The 22,306-nt window shown below is 69.3% G+C and carries 21 protein-coding genes and 1 pseudogene; 15 read left to right on the top strand and 7 right to left on the bottom strand.

The genetic code is table 11. The annotated features are described in order from the left end of the window. The first annotated feature begins 9 nt into the window (after positions 1 to 9). The 9 genes from OXS27_RS13005 to OXS27_RS12960 all read left to right on the top strand — a co-directional run bounded on the left by OXS27_RS13005 (position 10) and on the right by OXS27_RS12960 (position 9,481). Complete coding sequence (locus tag OXS27_RS13005) at positions 10 to 1,011, top strand: cation diffusion facilitator family transporter (RefSeq protein ID WP_267356535.1); 1,002 nt, start codon at positions 10 to 12, stop codon at positions 1,009 to 1,011. After that, positions 1,008 to 1,856, top strand: a complete 849-nt coding sequence (locus OXS27_RS13000) for a shikimate dehydrogenase (protein WP_267356534.1) — start codon at positions 1,008 to 1,010, stop codon at positions 1,854 to 1,856. The genes OXS27_RS13005 and OXS27_RS13000 overlap by 4 nt, the downstream gene beginning before the upstream one ends. A gap of 26 nt (positions 1,857 to 1,882) precedes the next feature. Beyond that, positions 1,883 to 2,521: a dephospho-CoA kinase gene (coaE, locus tag OXS27_RS12995; protein WP_267356533.1), complete on the top strand. Its 639-nt coding sequence runs from the start codon at positions 1,883 to 1,885 to the stop codon at positions 2,519 to 2,521. 365 nt (positions 2,522 to 2,886) lie between these two features. After that, entirely contained in the window at positions 2,887 to 3,609 is a 723-nt protein-coding gene (gene dnaQ / locus OXS27_RS12985; RefSeq protein WP_267356531.1) for a DNA polymerase III subunit epsilon, read from the top strand. Between the two features lie 175 nt (positions 3,610 to 3,784). After that, positions 3,785 to 4,975: a PHB depolymerase family esterase gene (locus tag OXS27_RS12980; RefSeq protein WP_267356530.1), complete on the top strand. Its 1,191-nt coding sequence runs from the start codon at positions 3,785 to 3,787 to the stop codon at positions 4,973 to 4,975. A gap of 131 nt (positions 4,976 to 5,106) precedes the next feature. Then, positions 5,107 to 5,985, top strand: a complete 879-nt coding sequence (locus tag OXS27_RS12975) for a TIGR01459 family HAD-type hydrolase (RefSeq protein ID WP_267356529.1) — start codon at positions 5,107 to 5,109, stop codon at positions 5,983 to 5,985. 45 nt (positions 5,986 to 6,030) lie between these two features. Further along, a complete protein-coding gene (locus tag OXS27_RS12970; protein ID WP_267356528.1) occupies positions 6,031 to 6,858 on the top strand; it encodes a hydratase in 828 nt (275 codons plus the stop codon). Positions 6,859 to 6,968: 110 nt separating this feature from the next. Continuing rightward, the gene (locus OXS27_RS12965; RefSeq protein ID WP_243922995.1) at positions 6,969 to 7,205 is read left to right on the top strand and encodes a hypothetical protein; all 237 of its coding nucleotides are present in this window, start codon (positions 6,969 to 6,971) and stop codon (positions 7,203 to 7,205) included. Between the two features lie 572 nt (positions 7,206 to 7,777). After that, complete coding sequence (locus OXS27_RS12960) at positions 7,778 to 9,481, top strand: EAL domain-containing protein (protein WP_346733004.1); 1,704 nt, start codon at positions 7,778 to 7,780, stop codon at positions 9,479 to 9,481. 137 nt (positions 9,482 to 9,618) lie between these two features. Here the strand turns inward: OXS27_RS12960 and OXS27_RS12955 are convergent, their stop codons facing one another. Both OXS27_RS12955 and OXS27_RS12950 read right to left on the bottom strand, forming a co-directional pair. Beyond that, positions 9,619 to 10,326: a response regulator gene (locus OXS27_RS12955; protein ID WP_243922992.1), complete on the bottom strand. Its 708-nt coding sequence runs from the start codon at positions 10,324 to 10,326 to the stop codon at positions 9,619 to 9,621. Then, a complete protein-coding gene (locus OXS27_RS12950) occupies positions 10,323 to 10,835 on the bottom strand; it encodes a MarR family transcriptional regulator (RefSeq protein WP_243923048.1) in 513 nt (170 codons plus the stop codon). The genes OXS27_RS12955 and OXS27_RS12950 overlap by 4 nt, the downstream gene beginning before the upstream one ends. An 82-nt stretch (positions 10,836 to 10,917) precedes the next feature. Here OXS27_RS12950 and OXS27_RS12945 point away from each other — a divergent pair, with 82 nt between their 5' ends. Next, complete coding sequence (locus OXS27_RS12945; RefSeq protein WP_267356526.1) at positions 10,918 to 11,100, top strand: DUF305 domain-containing protein; 183 nt, start codon at positions 10,918 to 10,920, stop codon at positions 11,098 to 11,100. A gap of 151 nt (positions 11,101 to 11,251) precedes the next feature. After that, positions 11,252 to 12,619 carry an 8-oxoguanine deaminase gene (locus OXS27_RS12940; RefSeq protein WP_267356525.1) on the top strand — a complete coding sequence of 456 codons (1,368 nt, stop codon included), beginning with the start codon at positions 11,252 to 11,254 and terminating at the stop codon, positions 12,617 to 12,619. A gap of 126 nt (positions 12,620 to 12,745) precedes the next feature. Here the strand turns inward: OXS27_RS12940 and OXS27_RS12935 are convergent, their stop codons facing one another. The 4 genes from OXS27_RS12935 to OXS27_RS12920 all read right to left on the bottom strand — a co-directional run bounded on the left by OXS27_RS12935 (position 12,746) and on the right by OXS27_RS12920 (position 18,792). Then, entirely contained in the window at positions 12,746 to 14,419 is a 1,674-nt protein-coding gene (locus tag OXS27_RS12935; RefSeq protein WP_267356524.1) for a formate--tetrahydrofolate ligase, read from the bottom strand. 343 nt (positions 14,420 to 14,762) lie between these two features. Beyond that, a complete protein-coding gene (locus OXS27_RS12930; RefSeq protein WP_267356523.1) occupies positions 14,763 to 16,631 on the bottom strand; it encodes a tetratricopeptide repeat protein in 1,869 nt (622 codons plus the stop codon). A gap of 141 nt (positions 16,632 to 16,772) precedes the next feature. Next, positions 16,773 to 16,991, bottom strand: coding sequence for a hypothetical protein (locus OXS27_RS12925; protein WP_243922982.1), 219 nt, complete (start codon positions 16,989 to 16,991; stop codon positions 16,773 to 16,775). Between the two features lie 127 nt (positions 16,992 to 17,118). Next, positions 17,119 to 18,792, bottom strand: coding sequence for an electron transfer flavoprotein-ubiquinone oxidoreductase (locus tag OXS27_RS12920; protein ID WP_243922981.1), 1,674 nt, complete (start codon positions 18,790 to 18,792; stop codon positions 17,119 to 17,121). Positions 18,793 to 19,198: 406 nt separating this feature from the next. On the opposite strand from OXS27_RS12920, the gene OXS27_RS12915 reads away from it, so the two are divergent. The 4 genes and pseudogenes from OXS27_RS12915 (at position 19,199) to OXS27_RS12900 (ending at position 21,977) form a co-directional block, all read left to right on the top strand. After that, positions 19,199 to 20,080 carry a uracil-DNA glycosylase gene (locus OXS27_RS12915; protein WP_267356522.1) on the top strand — a complete coding sequence of 294 codons (882 nt, stop codon included), beginning with the start codon at positions 19,199 to 19,201 and terminating at the stop codon, positions 20,078 to 20,080. A 143-nt stretch (positions 20,081 to 20,223) separates the two neighbouring features. Continuing rightward, the gene (locus tag OXS27_RS12910; RefSeq protein ID WP_267356521.1) at positions 20,224 to 21,138 is read left to right on the top strand and encodes a neutral zinc metallopeptidase; all 915 of its coding nucleotides are present in this window, start codon (positions 20,224 to 20,226) and stop codon (positions 21,136 to 21,138) included. 190 nt (positions 21,139 to 21,328) lie between these two features. Next, positions 21,329 to 21,570, top strand: a pseudogene (locus tag OXS27_RS12905) (AbrB/MazE/SpoVT family DNA-binding domain-containing protein). 20 nt (positions 21,571 to 21,590) lie between these two features. Continuing rightward, on the top strand, positions 21,591 to 21,977 hold the full coding sequence (locus OXS27_RS12900) for a PIN domain-containing protein (RefSeq protein WP_267356520.1): 387 nt from the start codon (positions 21,591 to 21,593) through the stop codon (positions 21,975 to 21,977). 37 nt (positions 21,978 to 22,014) lie between these two features. Here the strand turns inward: OXS27_RS12900 and OXS27_RS12895 are convergent, their stop codons facing one another. Continuing rightward, complete coding sequence (locus OXS27_RS12895; protein ID WP_243922973.1) at positions 22,015 to 22,275, bottom strand: hypothetical protein; 261 nt, start codon at positions 22,273 to 22,275, stop codon at positions 22,015 to 22,017. Positions 22,276 to 22,306 lie beyond the last annotated feature (31 nt).

Here is a 22,306-nt window from a genome sequence, read left to right as displayed (position 1 = left end):
AGTACCGCCTTGGCGGGACACGACCATTCGCACGGCGGCCACGGGGGGCATTCCCACGGTAGCCATTCCCACGGTAGCCATTCCCATGGCGGGCATTCCCATGGAGGCCATGGCGGCCACGCGCATGTCCCGAAAGATTTCGGGCCGGCCTTCGCGATCGGCATCGCGCTCAACACCGTCTTCGTGGTGGTGGAGGCGATCTACGGCTATCTCAGCAACTCCATGTCGCTTGTCGCCGATGCCGGCCACAACCTGTCGGACGTGTTGGGTCTCGCCGCCGCCTGGGTCGCCGCGATCCTCGTGCGCCGGCAGGCCACCGCGCGCTTCACCTACGGCTATCGCAGCTCCTCGATCCTGGCGGCCCTGTTCAACGCCGTGTTCCTGCTGATCGCCATGGGGGCGGTGATCTGGGAGGCTCTGGTCCGGCTGGCCCATCCCGAGCCCGTGGCCGGCACCACCGTGATGGTGGTGGCCGCCATCGGGATCCTGGTGAACGGCCTGACTGCGTGGCTGTTCGCCAGCGGCGCCAAGGGCGACATCAACGTCCGCGGCGCCTTCCTGCACATGGCGGCCGATGCCGCGGTCTCGGCCGGGGTGGTGATCGCCGGCCTCGTGATCCAGCTCACCGGGCTCGCGTGGCTCGACCCCGCGGTCAGCCTCGTCATCGCCGGCCTGGTGGTCTGGGCGACCTGGGGGCTCCTGCGCGACAGCCTGGCGATGTCGCTCGATGCCGTGCCGCAGGAGATTTCGCCGGAGGCCGTGACCGGCTTCCTGCGCGGGCGACCCGGCGTCGCCGACCTGCACGACCTGCACATCTGGCCGATGAGCACCACCAGCGTCGCCCTGACGGTCCATCTCGTGATGGAAGAAGGCTACCGCCTGTCCGGCAACGGATTCCTGACCGAGACCGCCGAGGGCCTGCGGGCGCGCTTCGGCATCGGCCATGCCACGCTACAGATCGAGGAGGCCGGCGGCCCGGCCTGTCGACTGGCGCAGGATTGCGCGGCGTGAGCAGCCCCGTGCCTCGTGCCTTCGTGGTCGGCCACCCGATCGCCCATTCGCGCTCGCCACTGATCCACGGCCACTGGCTCGCCGAGCACGCGATCTCCGGCTCCTACGAGCGGCTGGACGTGGCCCCGGAGGCCTTTCCGGAGTTCGTCCGGTCGCTGCCGGATTCGGGCTTCCGGGGCGGCAACGTCACGATCCCCCACAAGGAGGCGGCCTGCGCGCTCGCCGACACCCTGACGCCGCGGGCGGAAAAGATCGGGGCCGTGAACACCCTGGTGGTCGGGCCCGACCGGCGGATCCGGGGCGACAACACCGATGCGCCGGGCTTCTGCGCCCATCTCGACCACAGCCTGGGGACGGACTGGCCCGCGCGCGGGAACGGTACCGCCGTGGTGCTGGGCGCCGGCGGCGCGGCCCGGGCGATCGTGGTCGGGCTGGCCGAGCGGGGCATGCGGCGCATCCTGGTCGCCAACCGCACCCCGGCCCGGGCCGAGGCGGTGACGGCCCTCGCCCCCGGCATCGCCGACGCCCTCGCCTGGGACGACCTGCCGGCGGCGCTCGCCGAGACCGGTCTCCTCGTCAACACCACGTCGCTCGGCATGAAGGGCCAGCCGCCCCTCGTCATCGACCTCGCCCCGATGCCGGCCGGGGCCGCTGTGGCCGACATCGTCTACGCGCCGCTCGAAACCGATCTCCTGGCGGCGGCGCGCCGCCGAGGGCTGGCCGCCGTGGACGGGCTCGGCATGCTGCTGCACCAGGCGGTGCCCGGCTTCGAGGCCTGGTTCGGCCCTCGCCCCACCGTCACCCCCGCCCTGCGCGACCGGATCGTGGCGGATCTCGTCCGATGAGGCCGAAGGCCGGATCTGAGACAGCGATGAGGCCGAAGGCCGGGTCCGGACCCGTCGTGCTCGGGCTCACCGGCTCGATCGGCATGGGCAAGTCGGCCACCGCGGCGCTGTTTGCCAAGCGCGGTGTCCCGGTCCACGACGCCGACGCCGCCGTCCACGCCCTGTACGGCCCCGGCGGTGCGGCTGCGGCGGCAATCGAGAAGGCCTTTCCGGGCGTGCGCGACGCGGCAGGCGGCGTCGACCGGACGCGTCTGCGCGCGGCGGTGCTCGATGCGCCCGACCGGATGGCGGCACTCGAGCAGATCGTCCATCCGCGGGTCCGGGCGGCCAGCACGGAGTTCCTGGCCCGGCACGCGGACGCCCCGCTCGTCGTCCTCGACATCCCGCTCCTCTACGAGACCGGCGGCGAAGGCCGCTGCGACGCGGTCGCGGTGGTGAGCGCGCCGCCCGAGATCCAGCGCGCCCGGGTGCTGGCCCGCCCCGGCATGGATGAGGCGACTTTCGCGGCGATCCTGGCCAAGCAGATGCCCGATGCCGAGAAGCGCGCCCGGGCCGATTTCGTCATCGACACGAGCCAAGGTTTTCCCGCGGCCGAGGCCGAGGTGGCGCGGATCATCGCCCGGCTGACGGGGGACCGTGCGCCGTCGCACCCAGGCGACGGATGATGCAGTCGTGCAGTTTCATATCTGCGGTTTTCGTTTGCGCGGGAGCGAGCGAACCACGGGGTGGATATGATGAGGCGGCGTCTCAGACTCTTCGATTCAATCCGGCCCGGCCGCCTTCTCGCTGGGATGGCGGTCGCGCTGCTCTGGGCCGTGCCGGCCGAAGCGCAAGTCGCTGGGGCCTGCCCACCGCCGAAGAAGATCGCGGCCGGTGCCTGCGTCGCCGCTTGCCCGGCGGGATATGAGGACCAGGGACGCGTCTGCGTCTTCCGCAACATGTCGCGGTGAGCAAGCGAGTAGGGCGGGTTAACCGCCCCGGCGTATCGCGTTAGGGTTCGCTCTGTTCACCCCGCCGAGCCGCGAGACCCATGCTGCGCGAGATCGTCCTCGACACCGAGACCACCGGCACGGAAGCGAAGGGTGGTGATCGCCTGATCGAGATCGGCGCGGTGGAACTGCTCAACCACATCCCGACGGGCCGCACCTTCCACCGCTACTGCAACCCGCAGCGGGCGGTCTCCGAGGGGGCGTTCAACGTCCACGGCCTGTCGGACGCGTTCCTGGCCGACAAGCCGCTCTTCGCCGAGATCGTCGGCGATCTCCTGGATTTCCTGGTCGACGGGCGGCTCGTGATCCACAACGCGCCCTTCGATGTCGGCTTCCTCAACATGGAATACGCCCGGCTCGGGGACCGCGCCCCGCCGCCGATCCGGCTGGAGGACGTGGTCGATACCCTGCCGATGGCCCGGCGCAAGCACCCGGGGGCGGCCAACAACCTCGACGCCCTGTGCTCCCGTTATGGCATCGACAACACCAAGCGCACCAGGCACGGGGCGCTCCTCGACGCCCAGATCCTGGCCGAGGTCTATGTCGAGCTGCTCGGCGGCAAGCAGACCAGTCTCGGGCTGACGGAGGTGGCGATCGCCGCCCCAATCGCGGGATCGGCCGCCCGTCAGGCGACCGCAGCGGCGCCGCGCCCGTACCGAAGCCGGCTGACGGAGGGCGAACGCATCCGCCATGATGCGTTCCGGGCGAGCCTCGGTGCCGCCGCGATCTGGTCCGACTATATCGGCACCGACGAGCCGGCCTGATACGCCCGGCAGACCCGCGTCGCCGGGTGTTGCGGCGCAGCACGGCGCGGTTTATTGCAGCGCACAATCCAAGCTCGGCGTACCATCGATCGGATGGTGAGGATGGTCCATGCGGTGGCTTCGTCGCCTCGGTCCCAGCCGCGACAGGAATGCTGAGACAGCGAGGCGCGCACGCATGACCGACGATCTCGGCAGCCGCGATGGAGAGTCGTTGCGCGGGTCCGGCACCTCGCCCTGGGCCGACATGATCGAGGCGACCCGCCTCACCGGCCTTGGCCGCCTGGACGAGGCCACCGCGCTGATCCAGCGCAGCCTCGGCGGCGCCCCGCAGGCCCGCCGTGACGCACCGGCCCCTGACGCGCGTCCCGGCACGGATCGGGATTCGTCCGAATCCGGACCGCGGGTGCGCGAGGTCGTCGGGCAGGTCGTGCGCGGCCTGAAGGGTTTGGGCAAGCCTCTGCGGCAGCCCGCGCCGCCCACTGACCTTTCCGTTCCTCCGGGGGGCCGCTTCGTGGCCCTGAGCCACGCGGAGTCCGCCGGCAGCCGCGACTACAAGCTGTTCATCCCGAGCCGTCCGGACGCCCGGGCGCCGCTCGTCGTCATGCTGCACGGCTGCATGCAGAATCCGGACGATTTCGCCGCCGGCACCGGCATGAACACCCTGGCCGAGCGCGCCGGCGTGTTCGTCGCGTACCCGGCGCAGAGCCGGCAGGCCCATGCCCAACGCTGCTGGAACTGGTACGACCCCCGCGATCAGGCCCGCGGCTCGGGCGAGCCGGCGATCATCGCAGGCCTCACCCGCGCGATCATGGCCGAGCACCCGATCGATCCGGCCCGGGTCTACATCGCGGGCCTCTCGGCCGGGGGCGCGGCCGCCCTCAACATCGCCCGAGCCTATCCGGACCTCTACGCCGCCGTGGGGGTGCATTCGGGCCTCGCGGCCGGCTGCGCCCGCGACCTCGGCTCGGCCCTGATGGCCATGCAGGTCGGGGCGCCGGGGCTCGGCACGGCGACGCCGTTCGGGGCGCCCGCCACGGCGACCCGCGTGCCCACGATCGTCTTCCACGGCGAGGATGACGGGACGGTGAGCGTCCGCAACGCCGATCAGGTCCTGGCGCAGGCCGACGTGGCGAGGCTGACCGCCCGGTCCGAAACCATGGAAGGCCGCGGCCATCCCTTCACCCGCACCCGCTACCGGGATTCGTCCGGCCGGGTGGTGGTCGAGGATTGGCGCGTGCGCGGCGCCGGCCACGCGTGGTCGGGCGGCCGCCCGGAGGGCAGCTACACGGACCGCGAGGGCCCCGACGCCTCACGGGCGATGCTCGACTTCTTCGCCGAACATCGGTTAGGCCCGAAACGCCGGTAAGGGGTTCCCGAAGGGCGAGCCCTTTGGCGGGGTATCGGGGCGCAGCTCCGATGTTGGGCTTTGCCCGAGCCCAGCAGGGCTCCGCCCTGCACCCGCAAAAGGTCCCGGACCTTTTGAAACCAGGACTTGTGATGACCGCTATCCCGACCCTGAACGGCCTCGGCGCCATCGCCGACCGGTACGACCTGATCCTCTGCGACGTCTGGGGCGTGCTGCACGACGGTCAGAAGGCCCACGCGCCCGCGGGCGAAGCGCTGATCCGCTTCCGCGGCCTGCCGGGTCCACGGCCGCGCCGGGTGGTGCTGGTCTCGAACGCCCCGCGGCCCGGCGACGGCGTGGGGCGGATTCTCGATCGGTTCGGGGTGCCGCGCGAGGCCTACGACGCGATCCTCACCTCGGGCGACCTCACCCGCGGCCTGATCGCGGCGCGGCCCGGTGCCCGGATCCGCCATATCGGGCCGGAGCGGGACCTCGGCATCTTCCAGGGCCTCGACCTCAGCCTCGTGCCGGAGGCGGAGGCCGACCTCGTGGTCTGCACCGGCCTGTTCGACGACCGCAGCGAAACCGCCGAGGATTACCGGCCGGAGCTGACGCGGCTCGCCGCCCGCGGGCTGACGATGATCTGTGCCAACCCCGACCTCGTGGTGGAGAGCGGCAACCGGCTGATTCCCTGCGCGGGCCTGCTGGCGGCGGCCTATGCGGAGATCGGTGGCGATGTCGTCTATGCCGGCAAGCCGCACCGGCCTGTCTACGAGGCGGCGCTCGCCAAGGGGGGCGACCTCACCGGCGCCCCGGTCGATCCGGCCCGGGTCCTGGCGATCGGCGACGCGATCCGCACCGACATCGCGGGGGCCCGCGGCTTCGGCATCGCGAGCCTGCTGGTTGCCCGGGGCATCCACGCGGAGGAACTCGGCGTCACGGCCGAGCACCACCGCCTCGGCGACGTGGCCGACTGGCTCGGTCGGCAGGCGGTGCATCCGGATGCGGTGATCGAGCGGTTGAGCTGGTAGCCGGCGCTGGACCTCGCCTCCGGCATGCCGGATGCTAACCGGGTCATGATAGCCGACCCCGTCCCCGCCGCCACCCACGCCCGGACCATCCTGGCCGCCCACGAGCATCGCCGTTCGATCGCGCCGCTGACCGGCTGGGACCCGACCCTCGACCTGCCGGCCGCCTACCGGGTGGCCGCGGAAATCCGCGATCTGCGGGCGGCCCGCGGCGAGCGGGTGGTCGGCCGCAAGATCGGGTTCACCAACACGACCCTCTGGGACCGGTACGGCGTTCGCGCGCCGATCTGGGGCTACGTCTACGACACGACCCTGCGCGCGCACGTCGTATCGGCCGACCCCGTGGCGCTCGCCGCCTTCGTCGAGCCGCGCATCGAGCCCGAGATCGTGTTCGGGCTCGCCCGCACCCTGGAACCCGGCATGGACGCCGCGGCCCTGATCGGATGCGTCGCCTGGGCGGCCGCCGGATTCGAGATCGTGCAATCCCTCTATCCCGGCTGGCGCTTCACCGCCCCCGACACGGTCGCAGCCTTCGGGCTGCACGGGCTGCTGATGGTGGGCGAGCGCGTGCCGATTGCCGCGGACGAGCGGTCGGCCTGGATCGGCGGGCTCGAACGGTTCTCGGTCGATCTGCTGCGGGACGGAACATGCGCTGCCCGGGGCGGCGGCCGGAACGTGATGGGCGCAGGGCCCCTTGCCGCCCTCGGCCATCTTGTCGATGTGCTGGCTAATGATCCGGAAGCACCGCCTCTCGCAGCGCACGAGATCATCACAACCGGCACCCTCACCGATGCGTTGCCGCTCGCGCCCGGCAAGTCCTGGCGCGCCCGGTTCGACGGATTGCCCCTGCCCGATATCGATCTCGCCTTGATCTGAGGCGGAGGGCAGGGATTATCGTCGCGACTCGCGACGCATCCCGCGCCGGCTCCGATGATCAGCGCTTGCGGGCCTTGGCGATGCTTAGCCGACATGCCACATCCCGCAGCATGCCCGGTCGCGTTCGGAGACGCTACAGCACCTTCCTCGTCGCCGTGACGCCGGAGCGCCCCCGCAAGGCGGCGCGCCCGCTGGTCTACGCGGTGATGAAACCCGATGCCGAGGCGGCGCTCGAGGCGGTGCGCGGCCTGGCCGGCCCGCAGGCCGCTGTGTCCCTGGTGGGTGGACTGTCGACCCGGATCGCCAAGGCGCTCAAACTGAAGCCCGACGAGCCCCGCGCAGTGTGATGCACCCGCGGCTCTATCCCGTTGGCGTCTGAATCCGATCGGGTCGCGCGTCCGCGGCCCGCTTGCGACCCATGCCGGGCATACCGAAGGGCGCCAGCGGGTCCCGATTGCAGTCCATGGCGAACCGGCATTTCAGATCGTTTTGCGTTGCACTCCGATCCTAGTCGTCCGCCCGGAAGCAATCGCGTCAGTGCCGTTCCGCGATAATCAACTGTATAATAGTGCACATAAATTCAGATCTAACTGTAGGTGGTAAAACGAAGATATTCGAAAGATGCTTTTAATGATTCCATTCTACGGTCATCGATCAAACAAAAATACCGCAAGCGATCATATTCGGGCATGATCATAAAATGCTACATCTGGTGCGGATCCATCACTCTAAAGTCCCCACATGCATTAGCCAGCTGACGGAACTGCGGAAGCACATCCCGACTCTTTATGTCCTGCTGTCCGTTAATAGCTGTGCGCTCGCGGTAACGCATTATCCATTGGCGCCAGTCCTTCTGACTCTCGGATTTCCCGGTGTTCTGGTCACCGTTTGCGTGCTGCGCGCGGTCCGGTGGTGGCGCATGCGCGTCGACGAGATGAGCCAGGAGCAGGCTGCCATCCAACTTCGTCAAACGACGGTTCTGACGGCAGTCTTTTCTGTCGCGTTCGTCAGTTGGGCGATGATCTTGAACGGCTACGGCGGCCCTTATGAGCAGGGCCATGTGGCGATCTTCGTGGCGATCACGGTGATCGCCTGCATCTTCTGTCTCACCCACCTGCCGGTCGCGGCCTTTCTCGTGACCGGCATCGTGATGGGTGTCTTTCTGTTCTGCTGCATCACCAGTCAGAACCACGTGTTCCTGGCGATTGCCGTCAACACCGCTTTCGTGACCGTGGTGATGGTGCGCGTCCTCACCAACAATTTCCGGGCCTTCGTCCAGTTGGTCGCGTCGCAGGCCGAGGCTGACCGGCTCTCGGACGAGAATGCGCGCCTCGCCCATACGGACAGTCTCACCGAGCTGCCCAGCCGACGCTATTTCTTCCAGAAACTCGGCGAGCTCATCCAGGCCTCGGCGGGGAACGACGCACGTTTCGCCCTGGCGATCTTCGACCTCGACCGTTTCAAGCCGGTCAACGACACCTACGGACACGTCATCGGCGACCGGGTTCTGGCTGTGATCGGCCAGCGATTGGCGGCCTTCGCCAACGAAAACGTCACCGTCGCGCGCCTGGGCGGGGACGAGTTCGGCATCCTCGTCCGGAACCCTGGACCGCCCGAGGAGATCATCGCGTTCTGCGATGCCATCTGCGCCGCGCTGGCGAAGCCGATCCGCCTCGGCAACATCCAGGTCGTCACGGGTTGCTCGGGTGGTCTGGCCAAGTATCCCCGGGCCGGGCGCGACGCGGATGCGCTGTTCGACCGCGCCGATTACGCGCTCTACCATTCGAAGGAGCATCGTCGCGGCAAGACGATCCTGTTCTCACAGGAGCACGAGGACGCCATCCGGGCCGAGCAGATCGTGGAGACCGCCCTGCGCACGGCGGACCTCTCCGCCGAGATGACGCTGCATTACCAGCCGATCCTCGATACGGACACGGGCAAGATTGCCCTCGTGGAGGGGCTCGCGCGCTGGACCAGCCCGCAGCTCGGAGGCGTGTCCCCGGACCGGTTCATCGCCGCGGCGGAGCGGTGCGGCCTCATCCACGACATGACGCTCCTGCTCCTGCGCAAGGCGCTCGCCGACGGCACCCGGCTGCCGCGCGGGATCGGCCTGTCCTTCAATCTGTCGGCCCAAGACCTGGCCTCGCCCGAGACCGTGTTGGCAATCCTGGCCGCCGTGCGCGCGAGCGGCTTCGATCCGCATCGGTTGACGCTGGAACTGACGGAAACGGCGCTGATGCGCGACTTCGATCAGGCCAAGGCGGCCATTCGCATGCTGCGAGCCCTGGGCATCGCGGTCGCCCTGGACGATTTCGGCACGGGATATTCCAGCCTGGGCTACGTCCACAGCCTGCCGCTGGACAAGATCAAGATCGACCGCAGCTTCATGGCCGGCATCGACACGGATCTGGGCTGTAGCCTCGTCTCCACCATCCTGGATCTCTGCCGGAACCTCGGCCTCGAAGGCATAGCCGAGGGCATCGAGACCGCCGAGCAGCTGGACGCCGCCCGTCGGCAGGGCTGCCGCTACATGCAGGGCTATTTCATCGCCAAGCCGATGCCGTTCGAGGATCTACTTCGTAAGCTTACGCCGGTTGAAGCGGCAGATCGGCTCCGGGCATAGAGGACGCAACGGACCGAGATCGGACAGGCTGATGGGCGTGTTACGGGGCGCCCCTCGATCGCGTCCGATCAGGTTGGCGAACGATCCCCGCGGCGATGTCTGCTTCGATGGATCAGCCGTCCGGACGCGGCCCGGCCTCAATCCACCGCGAGCCGATAGCCCACCCCCCGCACCGTCTGCAGGAAGACCGGGTTGGCGGGATCGACCTCGGTCTTGCGGCGCAGGCGGTTGATCTGCACGTCGACCGTGCGCTCCGCCGCCGCGCCGCCGCTCCCGGCGAGTTGTTCGCGCTCCACGTTGGCGCCGCCGGCCGCTGCCAGGATGGTCAGGATTTCCCGCTCGCGCTCGGTGATGCGGATCATCTCGTCGTCCCGGCGCAGCTCGCCGCGGTCGATCCGGAACGCGAACGGCCCGAAGGTCACCGTCTCGGCCGCCGCCGCGCGGGGATGCGGGCTGCGCTTGATGATGTTGCTGAGGCGCAGCGTCAGCTCGCGCGGCTCGAAGGGTTTGGGCAGGTAATCGTCCGCGCCGATTTCCAGGCCCATCACCCGGTCGTTCGGGTTGGAGCGGGCCGTCAGCATCAGGATCGGCACCCGGGAGGTCTCGCGCACGCTGCGGGCGTATTCGAAGCCGTTCTCGCCCGGCATCATCACGTCGAGCACCATGGCGTCGAACACCACGCTCTGCGCCCGGGCCCGGGCCTCGGCGGCACTCGCCGCCGCGGTGACCCGGAACCCCTGGTCGGTCAGGTAGCGGGTGAGCAATTCGCGCAGGCGGCGGTCGTCGTCGACCACGAGGACGTGTGGGGCCTCGTCGGGCAGGTCGGCCCGGACGGGATGGCTCATGCGCCGCCCCCGGAGGTTCCGCGCCGCGCCATCAGGCGCTGGACCGCCGGCCGGTCCTCGGGCTCGATCATCGCCATCAGAAAGTCCTCCGGCGAGCCCCGGGCATCCGGCGCGGCCAGCGCCCGGGCGAGGCGGCGCGCCTGGACGCGGGTCAGGTCGGCCGCGAGTTCTGCCCCCGATTCCGTGCAGTACAGGAGGCGCTGGCGCCGGTCGCTCGCGCCCGGCTTCTGCACGACGTAGCCCTGGCCGATCAGGTCCTTCAGCACCCGGTTGAGGCTCTGCTTGGTGATCCGCAGGATGTCGAGAAGTTCGGCGATGGTCAGGCCGGGATAGCGGTCGGCGAAGTGCAGCACCCGGTGGTGCGCCCGGCCGAAGCCGTACGCCGACAGGATCCGGTCGGGATCCCCCACGAAGTCGCGATAGGCGAAGAACAGCAGTTCGATCAGGTCGTCGCTGCCCAGGGCGGCCGGCGCGGCGCCCGGGACGGGTTTCGCCGCGAAGGTCTCCACGGACGTCTCCAGGAAGACGTCTTGGCGCGGGGCTGTCCGTGTCACGGCGCGGCCGCTCCCAACGGGTGATAGGTCAGTCCGCATGACGTTTCTCAAGGCGGCCCGAGCCCGTCAACCCTGGACCCGGCAACTCGCCGAGGCGGTGATCGTCGAGCAGCAGCGGGAGATCGCCGAGATGGAGGCTTGGCTCGGGCAACGCGGCGTGGCGGTGCCGCCAGACGGCGGCCCGCAGCATGTCCAGACGGCCGAGTCTTACCGGAGCTAGGATCCGGAGGCGGGGCCCGCTCGGAAATACGCGGACAATCCTGGGCCCCCGGGGCGGGTATCCGGTAGACCGGCCCTCCGACGTTCCGGTTGCCGGCGGGCCACCCGCTCCGCTACGCAGGGACATCGAGTGAGCGGGAGCGGTTTTACGGATGGCCGAAGCAGCTGAACCGGCGCCCCGCCGCCTGTGGATCCGCAACCCGCTCGCCATTCTGGCCCCGGGCGCGGAAGGCGGGATCGTGGTGCAGGGCACCCGGATCGTCGAGCTCGTGGCGGCGGGCGCCCGGCCGGCGGCCCCGGTGGACGAGACCTTCGACGCGTCGCGCCACGTGGTGATCCCCGGGCTGATCAACACCCACCACCACGCCTTCCAGACGCTCACCCGCGCCCATCCGATCGCGATCAACAAGCCGCTCTTCCCCTGGCTGAAGGCGCTCTACACGATCTGGGGGCGGATCACCCCGGAGGCGTTCCGGCTGGCCACACGGGTCGCCTATACCGAGCTGCTGCTCTCGGGCTGCACCACGGCGGGCGACCACCACTACCTGTTTCCGAAGGGGCTGGAGGACTCAGTCGACGTCCAGGTCGACGAGGCCCGCAACCTCGGAATCCGCGCCTTCATCACCCGCGGCTCGATGAGCCTGTCCGACCGCGAAGGCGGCCTGCCGCCTCACGCACTGACGCAGGACGACGACACGATCCTCTCCGACAGCGAGCGGGTGCTGAACCTGTTCCACGATCCCGCCCCCGGCGCGATGGTGCAGATCGGTCTCGCCCCCTGCTCGCCCTTCGCGGTGACCCAGCGGCTGATGCGCGAGAGCGCGGATCTGGCCGCCCGCCACGGCTGCCGCCTGCACACCCATCTCGGCGAGACCCTAGACGAGGATGCCTACTGCCAATCGATGTTCCACTGCCGCCCCGTGGAATATCTGGAGGAGGTCGGCTGGCTGAACGACCGGGTCTGGCTGGCCCACGGCATCCATTTCAACGATGCGGAGGTGGCCCGGCTGGGCAAGGCCGGGGTCGGCGTGTGCCACTGCCCGACCTCCAACATGACGCTGGCATCCGGCCACTGCCGCACCTGCGAGTTGGAGGCGGCGGGCTCGCCCGTCGGTCTCGGCGTCGATGGCTCGGCTTCGAACGACAGCTCGAACCTGATGGAGGGCGTGCGCCACGCGGTGATGCTGAGCCGGCTCACTTATGGCGCGGAGGCGGTCACGCATCTCGACGCGCTCCGCTGGGCCACGGAGGGCTCGGCCGCCTGCCTCGGCCGCACCGATATCGGCCGGATCGAGGTGGGGCGGGAGGCGGATCTCGCGCTGTTCACCCTGGACGAGCTGCGCTTCTCGGGTGCCCACGACCCGCTGGCGGCGCTGGTGCTGTGCGGCGCGACCCGGGCCGACCGGGTGATGGTGGCGGGGCGCTGGCGGGTGATCGACGGCCAGCCCGTGGGAGTGGATGTGGGTCGCCTGCGCGAGGATCATTCGCGGCTGGCGGTGGCGCTGTTCGGGGACGCATAAAGCCTGGTTTCACAAGGTCTTCGACCTTTTGCAGGTGCAGGGTAGAGCCCTGCGGATTGTCTCGCTGAACTCCCGGGATGGTCCCGCGCGGCCTGAGCCAACCTTGGTGAAGGCCGCGCGTGATCCCTAGAACAGCCCGTCGATCTGCCCGTTGGCGTCCAGCCGGATCGTGTCGGCCGCGGGCACCCGGGGCAGGCCCGGCATGGTCATGATCTCCCCGCAGATCGCCACCACGAAGCCGGCGCCGGCCGAGAGCCGGACGTCGCGCACGCCGACGATGTGGCCCTCGGGGGCGCCCATCAGGGTCGGGTCGGTGGAGAACGAGTACTGGGTCTTGGCCATGCAGATCGGCAGGTTCCCGTAGCCATCCTTCTCGAAGGCGGCGAGCTTGCCGGCGGCCTTGGACTCGATCTGGATGTCGGCGGCGCCGTAGAGCTTGGTGGCGATCGCCCGGATTTTTTCGGAGAGCGGCGCCTCGGTCTCGTAGGCGTGGCGGATCGGTGCCGGCTCGGCCTCGGCGAGTTTCACCACGGCGCGGGCCAGTTCCTCGGCGCCGGCCCCGCCCTCCGCCCAATGGCGGCAGGTGATCGCCTCGACGTCGAGCCGCTCACGGCACAGCTCCTTGAGCTTGGCGTGCTCGGCATCGGTGTCGGCGTAGAAGTGGTTGACGCCGACCACGACCGGCAAGCCGAAGCCGCGCAGGTTGGTGACGTGCCGGGCGAGGTTGGCAAAGCCCTTCTCTAGGGCGTCGATGTTCTCACCGCCGAGGTTCTTCTTGTCGACACCGCCATGCATTTTGAGGGCGCGGACGGTCGCCACCACCACCACCGCCGAGGGGGTCAGCCCCGCCTGCCGGCACTTGATGTCCAGGAACTTCTCAGCGCCCAGATCGGCGCCGAAGCCGGCTTCCGTCACCGTGTAGTCGGCGAGCCGCAGGCCGGCCCGGGTGGCGATCACCGAGTTACAGCCATGGGCGATGTTGGCGAAGGGGCCGCCATGGATCAGCGCCGGGTTGCCCTCCAGCGTCTGCACGAGGTTCGGCTGCAGGGCGTCCTTGAGCAGCACCGTCATGGCGCCGGTGGCCTTCACGTCCTTCAGCGTGACGAGCTTGCGATCGCGGGTCTCGGCGATGACGATCCGGCCGAGGCGCTCCTCCAGATCGGCCAGGTCCTTGGCGAGACAGAACACCGCCATCACCTCGGACGCCACCGTGATGTCGAATCCGTCCTCCCGCGGGAAACCGTTGGCGACGCCGCCCAGCGACTGGGTGATCTGGCGGAGCGCCCGGTCATTCATGTCGACCACGCGGCGCCAGTGGATGCGGCGCACGTCGATGTTGAGCTCGTTGGCCCAATAGACGTGGTTGTCGATCAGCGCGGCCGCGAGGCTGTGGGCCGCCGTGATGGCGTGGAAGTCGCCGGTGAAGTGCAGGTTGATCTGCTCCATCGGCACGACCTGGGCCTTGCCGCCGCCGGCCGCCCCGCCCTTCATGCCGAAGCACGGCCCGAGCGAGGGCTCGCGCAGGCAGATCATGGTCTTGGCGCCGATCCGGTTCAGGGCGTCGCCCAGGCCCACCGTGGTGGTGGTCTTGCCCTCGCCCGCGGGCGTCGGCGAAATCGCGGTGACCAGCACGAGCTTGCCGGATTTCCGGCTCGCCAGCCCGGCGATGTAGCCGTGGTCGATCTTGGCGATGTGCTTGCCGTAATTGTGGAGCGCGTCATCCGGGATGCCGAGCTTTTCCGCGACCTGCGCGATCGGCTTCAGGGTCGCGGCGCGGGCGATCTCGATGTCTGACGGCATGGGCGTTCCCTCGCTGAGTTGCGGGCTCGGAGCCCGCCGCCGGCTGTTGCCGTGCGGATGTGTCCACCCGTGCGGGCGGCCGCCCGCGAACGGCTGCGCAGTGTGCGTCAAACGGACAGGAAATGCGCGTCGATTTTTATGAGGTGGGCGACAAAATACCTTTGTCGAGGCGGAGCACCATCAGCACAGGTTTATGCCCAAGTCCGCTGTCACGCGCGCTCTCCCTCCCCCCGCTGCGGGCTATCGGATTCACACATCTCCGTTGGAGGAGAGGCACGAACGGCTCCGCGTCACCCCCTCCCCCGCAAAGGGGGGAGGGAGAGCACCGAGCCGTGCGCCGGGCTCACCCCCCTGACTTCTTCGCCTTGTCGGCGGCGCCCGGTGCCTCGTGCGGCTGCGGCGCGCCCTTGGGCAATTCGGGGTTCTCGGCGCTGTGCGGGGCGGCGACCGGGGCCGGCACGGTCTCGGCCGTGGCGGTCGGCTTCTCGATGTCGGGCAGGCCGTCCTTGAGCTTCGCGTTGATCTGGGCGAGGTCGTCCGGCTCGGGGTTCAGGTCCTTGGCGTGCTGCCACTGGAACTTGCCCTCCAGCCGCCGGCCCGCGCGCCAATAGGCGTCGCCCAGATGGTCGTTGATGGTCGGGTCGCCCGGCTTCAGCTCGACCGCCTTCTCCAGCTCGCGCACCGCGTCGTCCCAGCGGCCGAGGCGGTAATAGGCCCAGCCGAGGCTGTCGACGATCATACCGTCCCGGGGGCTGGCATCGACCGCCTGCTGCAGCAGCTTGAACGCCTCGTCGATGTTGGTGTTCTGGTCGACCCAGGAATAGCCGAGGTAGTTCATCACCTGTGCCTTGGCGGCCGGCTGGCTGGCCGGCACCAGGGCCAGCGCCTTCTTCAGGTCGGCCTCGGCCTTCGGCCATTGCTTGGCCCGCTCGTAGGCGGTGCCGCGGAAGTAGTAGGTCGTCCAGTAGTTCGATTGCGGCCGGTTGCCGATCAGGTCGATGGCGCGGGTGTAGGTGGCGGCCGCCTCCTCGTACTTCTTGCGCGCGCGCTGGACGTTGCCGAGCGCGGTGATCACGTCGATGTCGTCGGGATGCGCCTTCATGGTGGCGTCGAGGTGCTCCAGCGCCTCGTCGCCCTTGCCCATCTGCTCCAGGTTCAGGCCGACCTGAATGTCGGCGTTGAGCTTGAGCGGGGAGGTCGCGGGGATCTGCGCGTAGGCCTCGTTGGCGCGCTCGGGCTGCTTCATCCGGTCGAGCGTGTCGGCCAGCGTCAGCCGGGCGAGCGCGTGGTCGGGGGCGAGGTAGAGGGCGAGGCGCAGGTAGATCACGGCGGGCAGCTCGTCGCCCTGCGTCGAGCCCGCCGAGCCCAGCCCGTACAGCACCTCGGCGGCGCCTTCCTGGGCAGTGCCGATCAGCCGCGTGAGGGGCTTGCCCTCCTTCAGCTTGTCGAGGGCGTCGCGCACCAGCGGGTGGCGGGGCGAGAGCTGGTCGAAGTCCGAATAGGCCTGGATCGCGAGATCGGTGCGGCCGAGGCTCGCCTCCATCCGGGCATAGGCATCGACGATGCGCAGGGTGTTGCGGTCGGCCTCGTAGGCCGCCTTGAGGCGCCGCTCCGCCTCGGCGTTGTCGCCGGTCACCGAGGCGATCAGGCCGGCATGGTAGTCGCGGAAGGTGTTGTAGTAGCGCTCGCCCCGGAGCTTGTTGACGGTCTCCAGCGCCTTCTTGCCATCACCCGCCCCCGCGTACGACCAGGCGGTCAGCAGCGTGGCGGTGAGATCGGTCGCCGCGCCCCGGCCGCTGCGCGAAAAATTCTGGCGGGCGGCGGCCCACTGGCCGGCCTTGATCTGGCGCACCCCGAGGGAGAGGTTGGCGAGCCCGTTGGTCGGATCGCGGGCGATCAGCTTCTCGGCGGTGCGGAACGCGTCCGGCAGGGCGCCGTCGGCCAGCAGCGAGATGAACGCGCGCTCGACCAGCTCCGCATTGCGCGGGTCGGCCTTGACCGCCTCGCGGTAGAAGGTCGCGGCCGCCGCCGTGTCCCGAGCGGCGCCCGCGATGTAGGCGGAGAGGAAGTTGCCCTCGAGCGAATCCGCGGGCTCGTAGTCGAGGATCGGGGTCGATTCCTTCGGCTGCGCGGCAAGCACGGTCTGCGGCAGACCTGCGGCCAGCAGCAGGGCGAGCGCCGAGACGCTCCGGCGGGCGCGTGATGTCATCATGAACCGATCGCGGCTCCTGGGCGCCGACCGACCAAGAGGCCGGGCGCGAGAATGGCGGGTTATCCCCGAAAAAGCGCCGGGGACACTGAACCCATCCCGCCAGCCCCGCAAGGCGAAAGGATGGCGCGGGGGGAGACTGGTTCAGGCGGGCTCGGGCGCTGGGTTCCGTGGACGCCCGCCCCGCTCGCCGAGCAGACCCGACAAGATCTCCGACGGAATCATAGCCGGCAGCACGGTCGTCAAAAGCCCGTGTACGCTCACGTGAATGTCGAGATCCGCGATCTCGAAGGCGGCTCCTCCCGGCCAGAGCTCAAGACGTGACAAGGCGGGGATATCGACCTCACGCAGGGGCTCGATCAACGCGCGGGGGATCAGGAACCCGCCATGTCGCTCGGTCAGGATCGCGACGGCATCGTATTCCGGGCCAGTACGTCACCGCACGGGCCCGGAACGCGCCCGGCCTTCATCGCCGCCTTCGATCAGCCCCTCACATATTCGGATAGTTCGGCCCGCCCGGCCCCTCCGGCGTCACCCAGTCGATGTTCTGGTTCGGGTCCTTGATATCGCAGGTCTTGCAGTGGACGCAGTTCTGCGCGTTGATCTGGTAGCGCACGCCGTCGCTCGCCGCGGCATCCTCCACCCACTCGTAGACGCCCGCCGGGCAGTAGCGGGACGAGGGGCCACCGTAGATGTCGTGCTCGGAGTGCTTCTGCAGCTCCAAGTCGCGGACCTTGAGGTGGGGCGGCTGGTCCTCCTCGTGGTTGGTGTTCGACAGGTAGACCGAGGAGAGCCGGTCGAAGGTCAGCTTGCCGTCGGGCTTCGGGTAGGTGATCGGCGTCACCTCGGAGAGCGGCTTGAGGCAGGCGTGATCCGGCTTGCCGTGCTTGAGCGTGCCGAACGGCGAGGCGCCGAGGATCGTGGTCGCCCACATGTCGATCCCGCCGAGCCCGACGCCGACCAGCGTGCCGTACTTGGACCAGAGCGGCTTGACGTTGCGCACGGCCTTGAGGTCCTGCCCGATCGGACTCTCGCGCCAGCCGGCCTCGTAGGCGGTGAGCTCGTCGCCCGCGCGGCCGGCCTTGAGCGCATCCGCGATGGCGTCGGCCGCCTGCATCCCGGACAGGATCGCGTTGTGCGAGCCCTTGATCCGCGGCACGTTCACGAAGCCCGCCGAGCAGCCGACCAGGCAGCCGCCGGGGAAGACCAGCTTGGGCACCGATTGCCAGCCGCCCTCCATGATGGCCCGCGCGCCGTAGCCGATGCGCTTGGCGCCCTCGAACGTCTCGGCGATCATCGGGTGGGTCTTGAAGCGCTGGAACTCCTCGAACGGCGACAGGGTCGGGTTCTCGTAGTTCAGGTGCGTGACGAAGCCGACCGAAAGCAGGTGGTCGTCGAAATGGTAGAGCCAAGAGCCGCCGCCGGCCCGGTTGGGCAGCGGCCAGCCCATCGTGTGCTGCACCAGCCCCGGCTCGAACTTGCCGGGCGCGAGCTGCCACAGCTCCTTCACGCCCAGCCCGTACTTGAAGTGGTCGCTGTGCCGGTTGAGCGAGAAGCGCTGGATCAACCCCTTGGTCAGGTTGCCCCGGGCGCCCTCGCCGAACACCGTGTACTTGCCGCGCAACTCCATGCCGCGGGTGTAGTCGTCGCGCGGCTCGCCCGACTTGCCGATGCCGAGATCGCCCGTGGCGATGCCCGCCACGGCGCCGTTCGCGTCGAACAGCACCTCGGAGGCCGGGAAGCCCGGGTAGATCTCGACGCCGAGCGCCTCGGCCTGGGCGCCCAGATACTTGCACGTGTTCGAGAGTGAGCCGACGAAGTTGCCGTGGTTCGACATGAACTTGGGGAAGAACAGGTTCGGCAGGGTGATGCCGCTGTTCTTGGTGAGCATCATGAACTCGTCGCGCTGGACCTCCGTCTTGAGCGGACGCTCCGGGTCCTGGCGCCACTCGGGCAGCAGCCGGTCGAGGCCGATCGGATCGACCACCGCCCCGGACAGGATGTGGGCGCCGACCTCCGAGCCCTTCTCGACGACGACGACGGAGATCTCCTCGCCGATCTCGGCGGCGCGCTGCTTCAGGCGGATCGCGGTGGCGAGCCCGGCCGGGCCGGCGCCGACCACGACCACGTCGAAATCCATGCTCTCGCGTTCGGGCAGCGCCATCCTCGCCTCTCCTTTTCTTTGTTTCAGGACCCGATTCATCGCCGGGCCGGCGTTCCTTCTGCCGTCTCAAGCGATTCCAAGCTAGAAAGGCAAGTTGCCGACGCTCAAGCTCAAGGCAAAGTTCCCTTTGCCGCACCGGAGGGCGTATCGGGGCACGCTCACTTCACCCCCCTCATCCTGAGGTGACCGCGCAGCGGGCCTCGAAGGAGGGCTCCACGGATCGCGAGACCGCTGGAGGGCTCCTTCGAGACCTGCGCTGCGCTCCGGCACCTCAGGATGAGGGGGTGGGTTGGACGATTCGTGTCTCCGGACGCCGGCCCTGCGCCCTTCGGTCACGCAAGTCCTTGGGGGCCGGCCCGTTTCAAAAGTTGTCCACAGGCCCCGGCAATCCCACATGATGTCTCTGATGCCGAGCCCCTCCGACGCGCAAGCCGACCTGATCGCCTATCTCGACTTCCACGTGGAGGCCGGGGCCGACGCGGCGCTCGACGAGCAGCCGCACGACCGCTTCGGCGAGCCGGACTCACCCGCACCGACCCTGCGCGCCCCGCGCAGAGCCGCGCCGCCCAGGGCCGTGGAGCCGCCGGTCGTCGCGGTGGCCAACAGCCTCGTGCCACCCCCCGGCGCCCCGCCGCCCGTCGTGGTGCCGCGCACCTTCGGTCGGGCCGCCAGCGCCCAGCCCGACGAGGCCGCGAGCGACGCCCGCGCCCGGGCGCGCCAAGCCAAGTCGCTGGAGGAGCTGGAGCGGATCCTCGCGGATTTCGATGCCTGCCCGCTGCGCTTCACCGCCAAGAACCTCGTCTTCGGCGACGGCAATCCGGAGGCGCGGGTGATGTTTCTCGGCGAGGCGCCGGGGGCCGACGAGGACCGGATCGGCAAGCCGTTCATGGGCCGCTCGGGCCAGCTCCTCGACAAGATGATGAAGGCGGTCGGGCTCGACCGGACCAGCGCCTATATCGGCAACATCGTGCCCTGGCGGCCGCCGGGCAACCGCAACCCGACCCCCCAGGAGGTGGCGGTGTGCCGGCCCTTCGTGGAGCGGCAGATCGAGCTGGTCGATCCCGATATCATCGTCTGCCTGGGCGCGCCCGCCACCCAGACGCTGACCGGGTCCAAGGACGGCATTCTCCGCACCCGCGGCCGGCTGTTCCCGTACACGTTGCCGAATCGTGAGGTGAAGCTGCTCGCCACGCTCCATCCGGCCTTCCTGTTGCGCCAGCCGGTGCAGAAGCGGCTGGCGTGGCGGGACTTCCGCGCCCTGCGCGCGCTCATCGACGGGACAGCTTGACCGCGGAAGCGGAACCGGCTCTCCCCTCCCGCCATTAGAGTTTCGTTCCCGCCGGCGGTTCGCCGCCGTCCGGACATGACGACGCACGACACCTTGCGTCCCGCCCGCGGCGGCCGGCGCAGCACCGATAGCGGGACCCGACCATGCGCTGGGACGATCTACGCAGCTCCGACAACGTCGAGGATCGCCGGGGCGAAGGCGGTGGCGGCGGTGGCGGCATGGGCTTCCCCGGCGGCGGTGCCGGCGGCCTCGGGATCGGCACCATCGTGGTGCTGCTGATGGTCAGCTACTTCACGGGCATCAACCCGGCGATCCTGATCGGCGGCGCCGAGCGGATCGGCGGCGGTCACAGCCAGCAGGAGCAGCCGGCCGATCCGCAGACGCAGGCCAAGCGGCGCCAGGCGCCCACCGACGAGAGCGGCCGGTTCGCGTCAAAGATCCTCGGCAACACCGAGGACGTGTGGAGTCAGATCCTGCCGCAGCAGACCGGCAAGCAATACACCCCGACGACCCTGGTGCTCTACACCGGCGGCACCCGCTCGGGCTGCGGCTCAGCCCAGGCCGCGATGGGCCCGTTCTACTGCCCGCTCGACAAGAAGGTTTATTTGGATACCGGCTTCTTCAAGGAGATGGCCACCAAGTTCGGCGTGAAGGGTGATTTCGCCTACGCGTACGTCATCGCCCACGAGGTCGGCCACCACGTCCAGGACGTGCTCGGCATCCTCGGCAAGGTCCAGGCCCGCCAGCAGCAGGCGTCGAGCAAGACCGAAGCGAACGCCCTCTCGGTGCGGATCGAGCTGATGGCCGATTGCCTCGCCGGCGTCTGGGCCAAGAACTCCAACGACAAGTACGCCGAGCTGGACCAGGGCGATATCGACGAGGCCCTGAACGCCGCCGCGCAGATCGGCGACGATGCGCTGCAGCGGCGCTCGCAGGGCTACGTGGTGCCGGATTCCTTCACCCACGGTTCCTCGGCCCAGCGCCAGCGCTGGTTCACGGCCGGCTACAAGAGCGGCCAGACCAAGGCGTGCGACACGTTCCGCACGGCGGGGAACTGAGGCGACTCAAGTAACGCTCCGTCTCAGCGAGCGCAGCGACGTGACCAGCAGCGCTTCGGCTTCGGAGGCCACTCTGCCGTAGAGCGTGGCGCGCGAGAGTGGCGGAGGTCGCCGGTCACGATCGCGTCCGGATTGACGGAACCTCGAATCGTTCCTTCAAGTCCGGACAGTGGGACCTTTGGAGATCGCGATGACGTCCCTCGCGGTGACAGCAAGAGGACAGATCACGCTCGCACGTGACCTGTTGCAACACCTTGGCGTCAAGCCGGGGAGCGAATCAACTTCGAGAAACTGCCGGGTGGCGAGTTGCGCGTGCGGGCGACCCGGCCCGCCGGCTCCATCGACGATTTTTTCCATAGCCTAGACGGCAAAGTGAGGCTGGATCAGCCGCTGACGATCGAGGCGATGAACGATATCACCGCCGCGGGCTGAGCCGGCGTGCGGGACGACGAATGAAAGTCGCCGCCGATACCAACGTGCTGGCGCGAGCGATTCTGGCCGACGATCCCGCACAAACACGCGCGGCGCGAAGGCTGCGCCGGGACGCGGCCTCGATCGCGGTGCCGCTGCCGTGCCTGTGTGAACTGGTCTGGATACTTCGGCGCGTCGGGGCCAAGCTCGCGACGGCCGATGTGGCGGCTGCGATACGCGCGTTGCTCAATACCGGGAACGTCGCCAGGAACCGGCCCGCCGTGGAAGCCGGGCTCATGCTACTCGAAGCCGGCGGCCACTTCGCCGATGAAGGCCAATGGCTGGGCGGGGAGACCTTCGTCTCCTTCGATCAGAAGGCGGTGGCGCTGCTGTTGCAGCAGGGAGAAGCCGCCCACCTCCTGGCCTGATCGCAGACTTGCTCGGAACCCGTCCGACCGGGGCAGGTCAGCTCTTGCTCAACCGCCTTGCATTGGCCTGCACTTTCCGCCGGTAGCTGCGGATCACCTTGCCGTTCGAGGCGCCTGCGGCCAGCATGAAGGCGGCCTCGCCGGCGGCCATGACCTTCTCGGTCACCATCAGCTGCGCCTCGGCCTGGGCTGCGGGTCCCCCGAGGGCGAACATCGCCAGGCGCTGGGCGATCACGCCCTGCGCCTCCAGCCCCAGCATGGCCATGTCCATGCCCGTCTTCCACCAACCGAACAGCATCGCGTTCCTCATGTTGCCCGTGGCAACTGTT

The sequence above is a fragment of the Methylobacterium sp. GC_Met_3 genome (assembly GCF_026540775.1).
In the GTDB taxonomy this organism is placed as follows: domain Bacteria; phylum Pseudomonadota; class Alphaproteobacteria; order Rhizobiales; family Beijerinckiaceae; genus Methylobacterium.
Note: the sequence above shows the minus strand (reverse complement) of the source record. Positions and strands in the feature narration are given on the sequence as shown.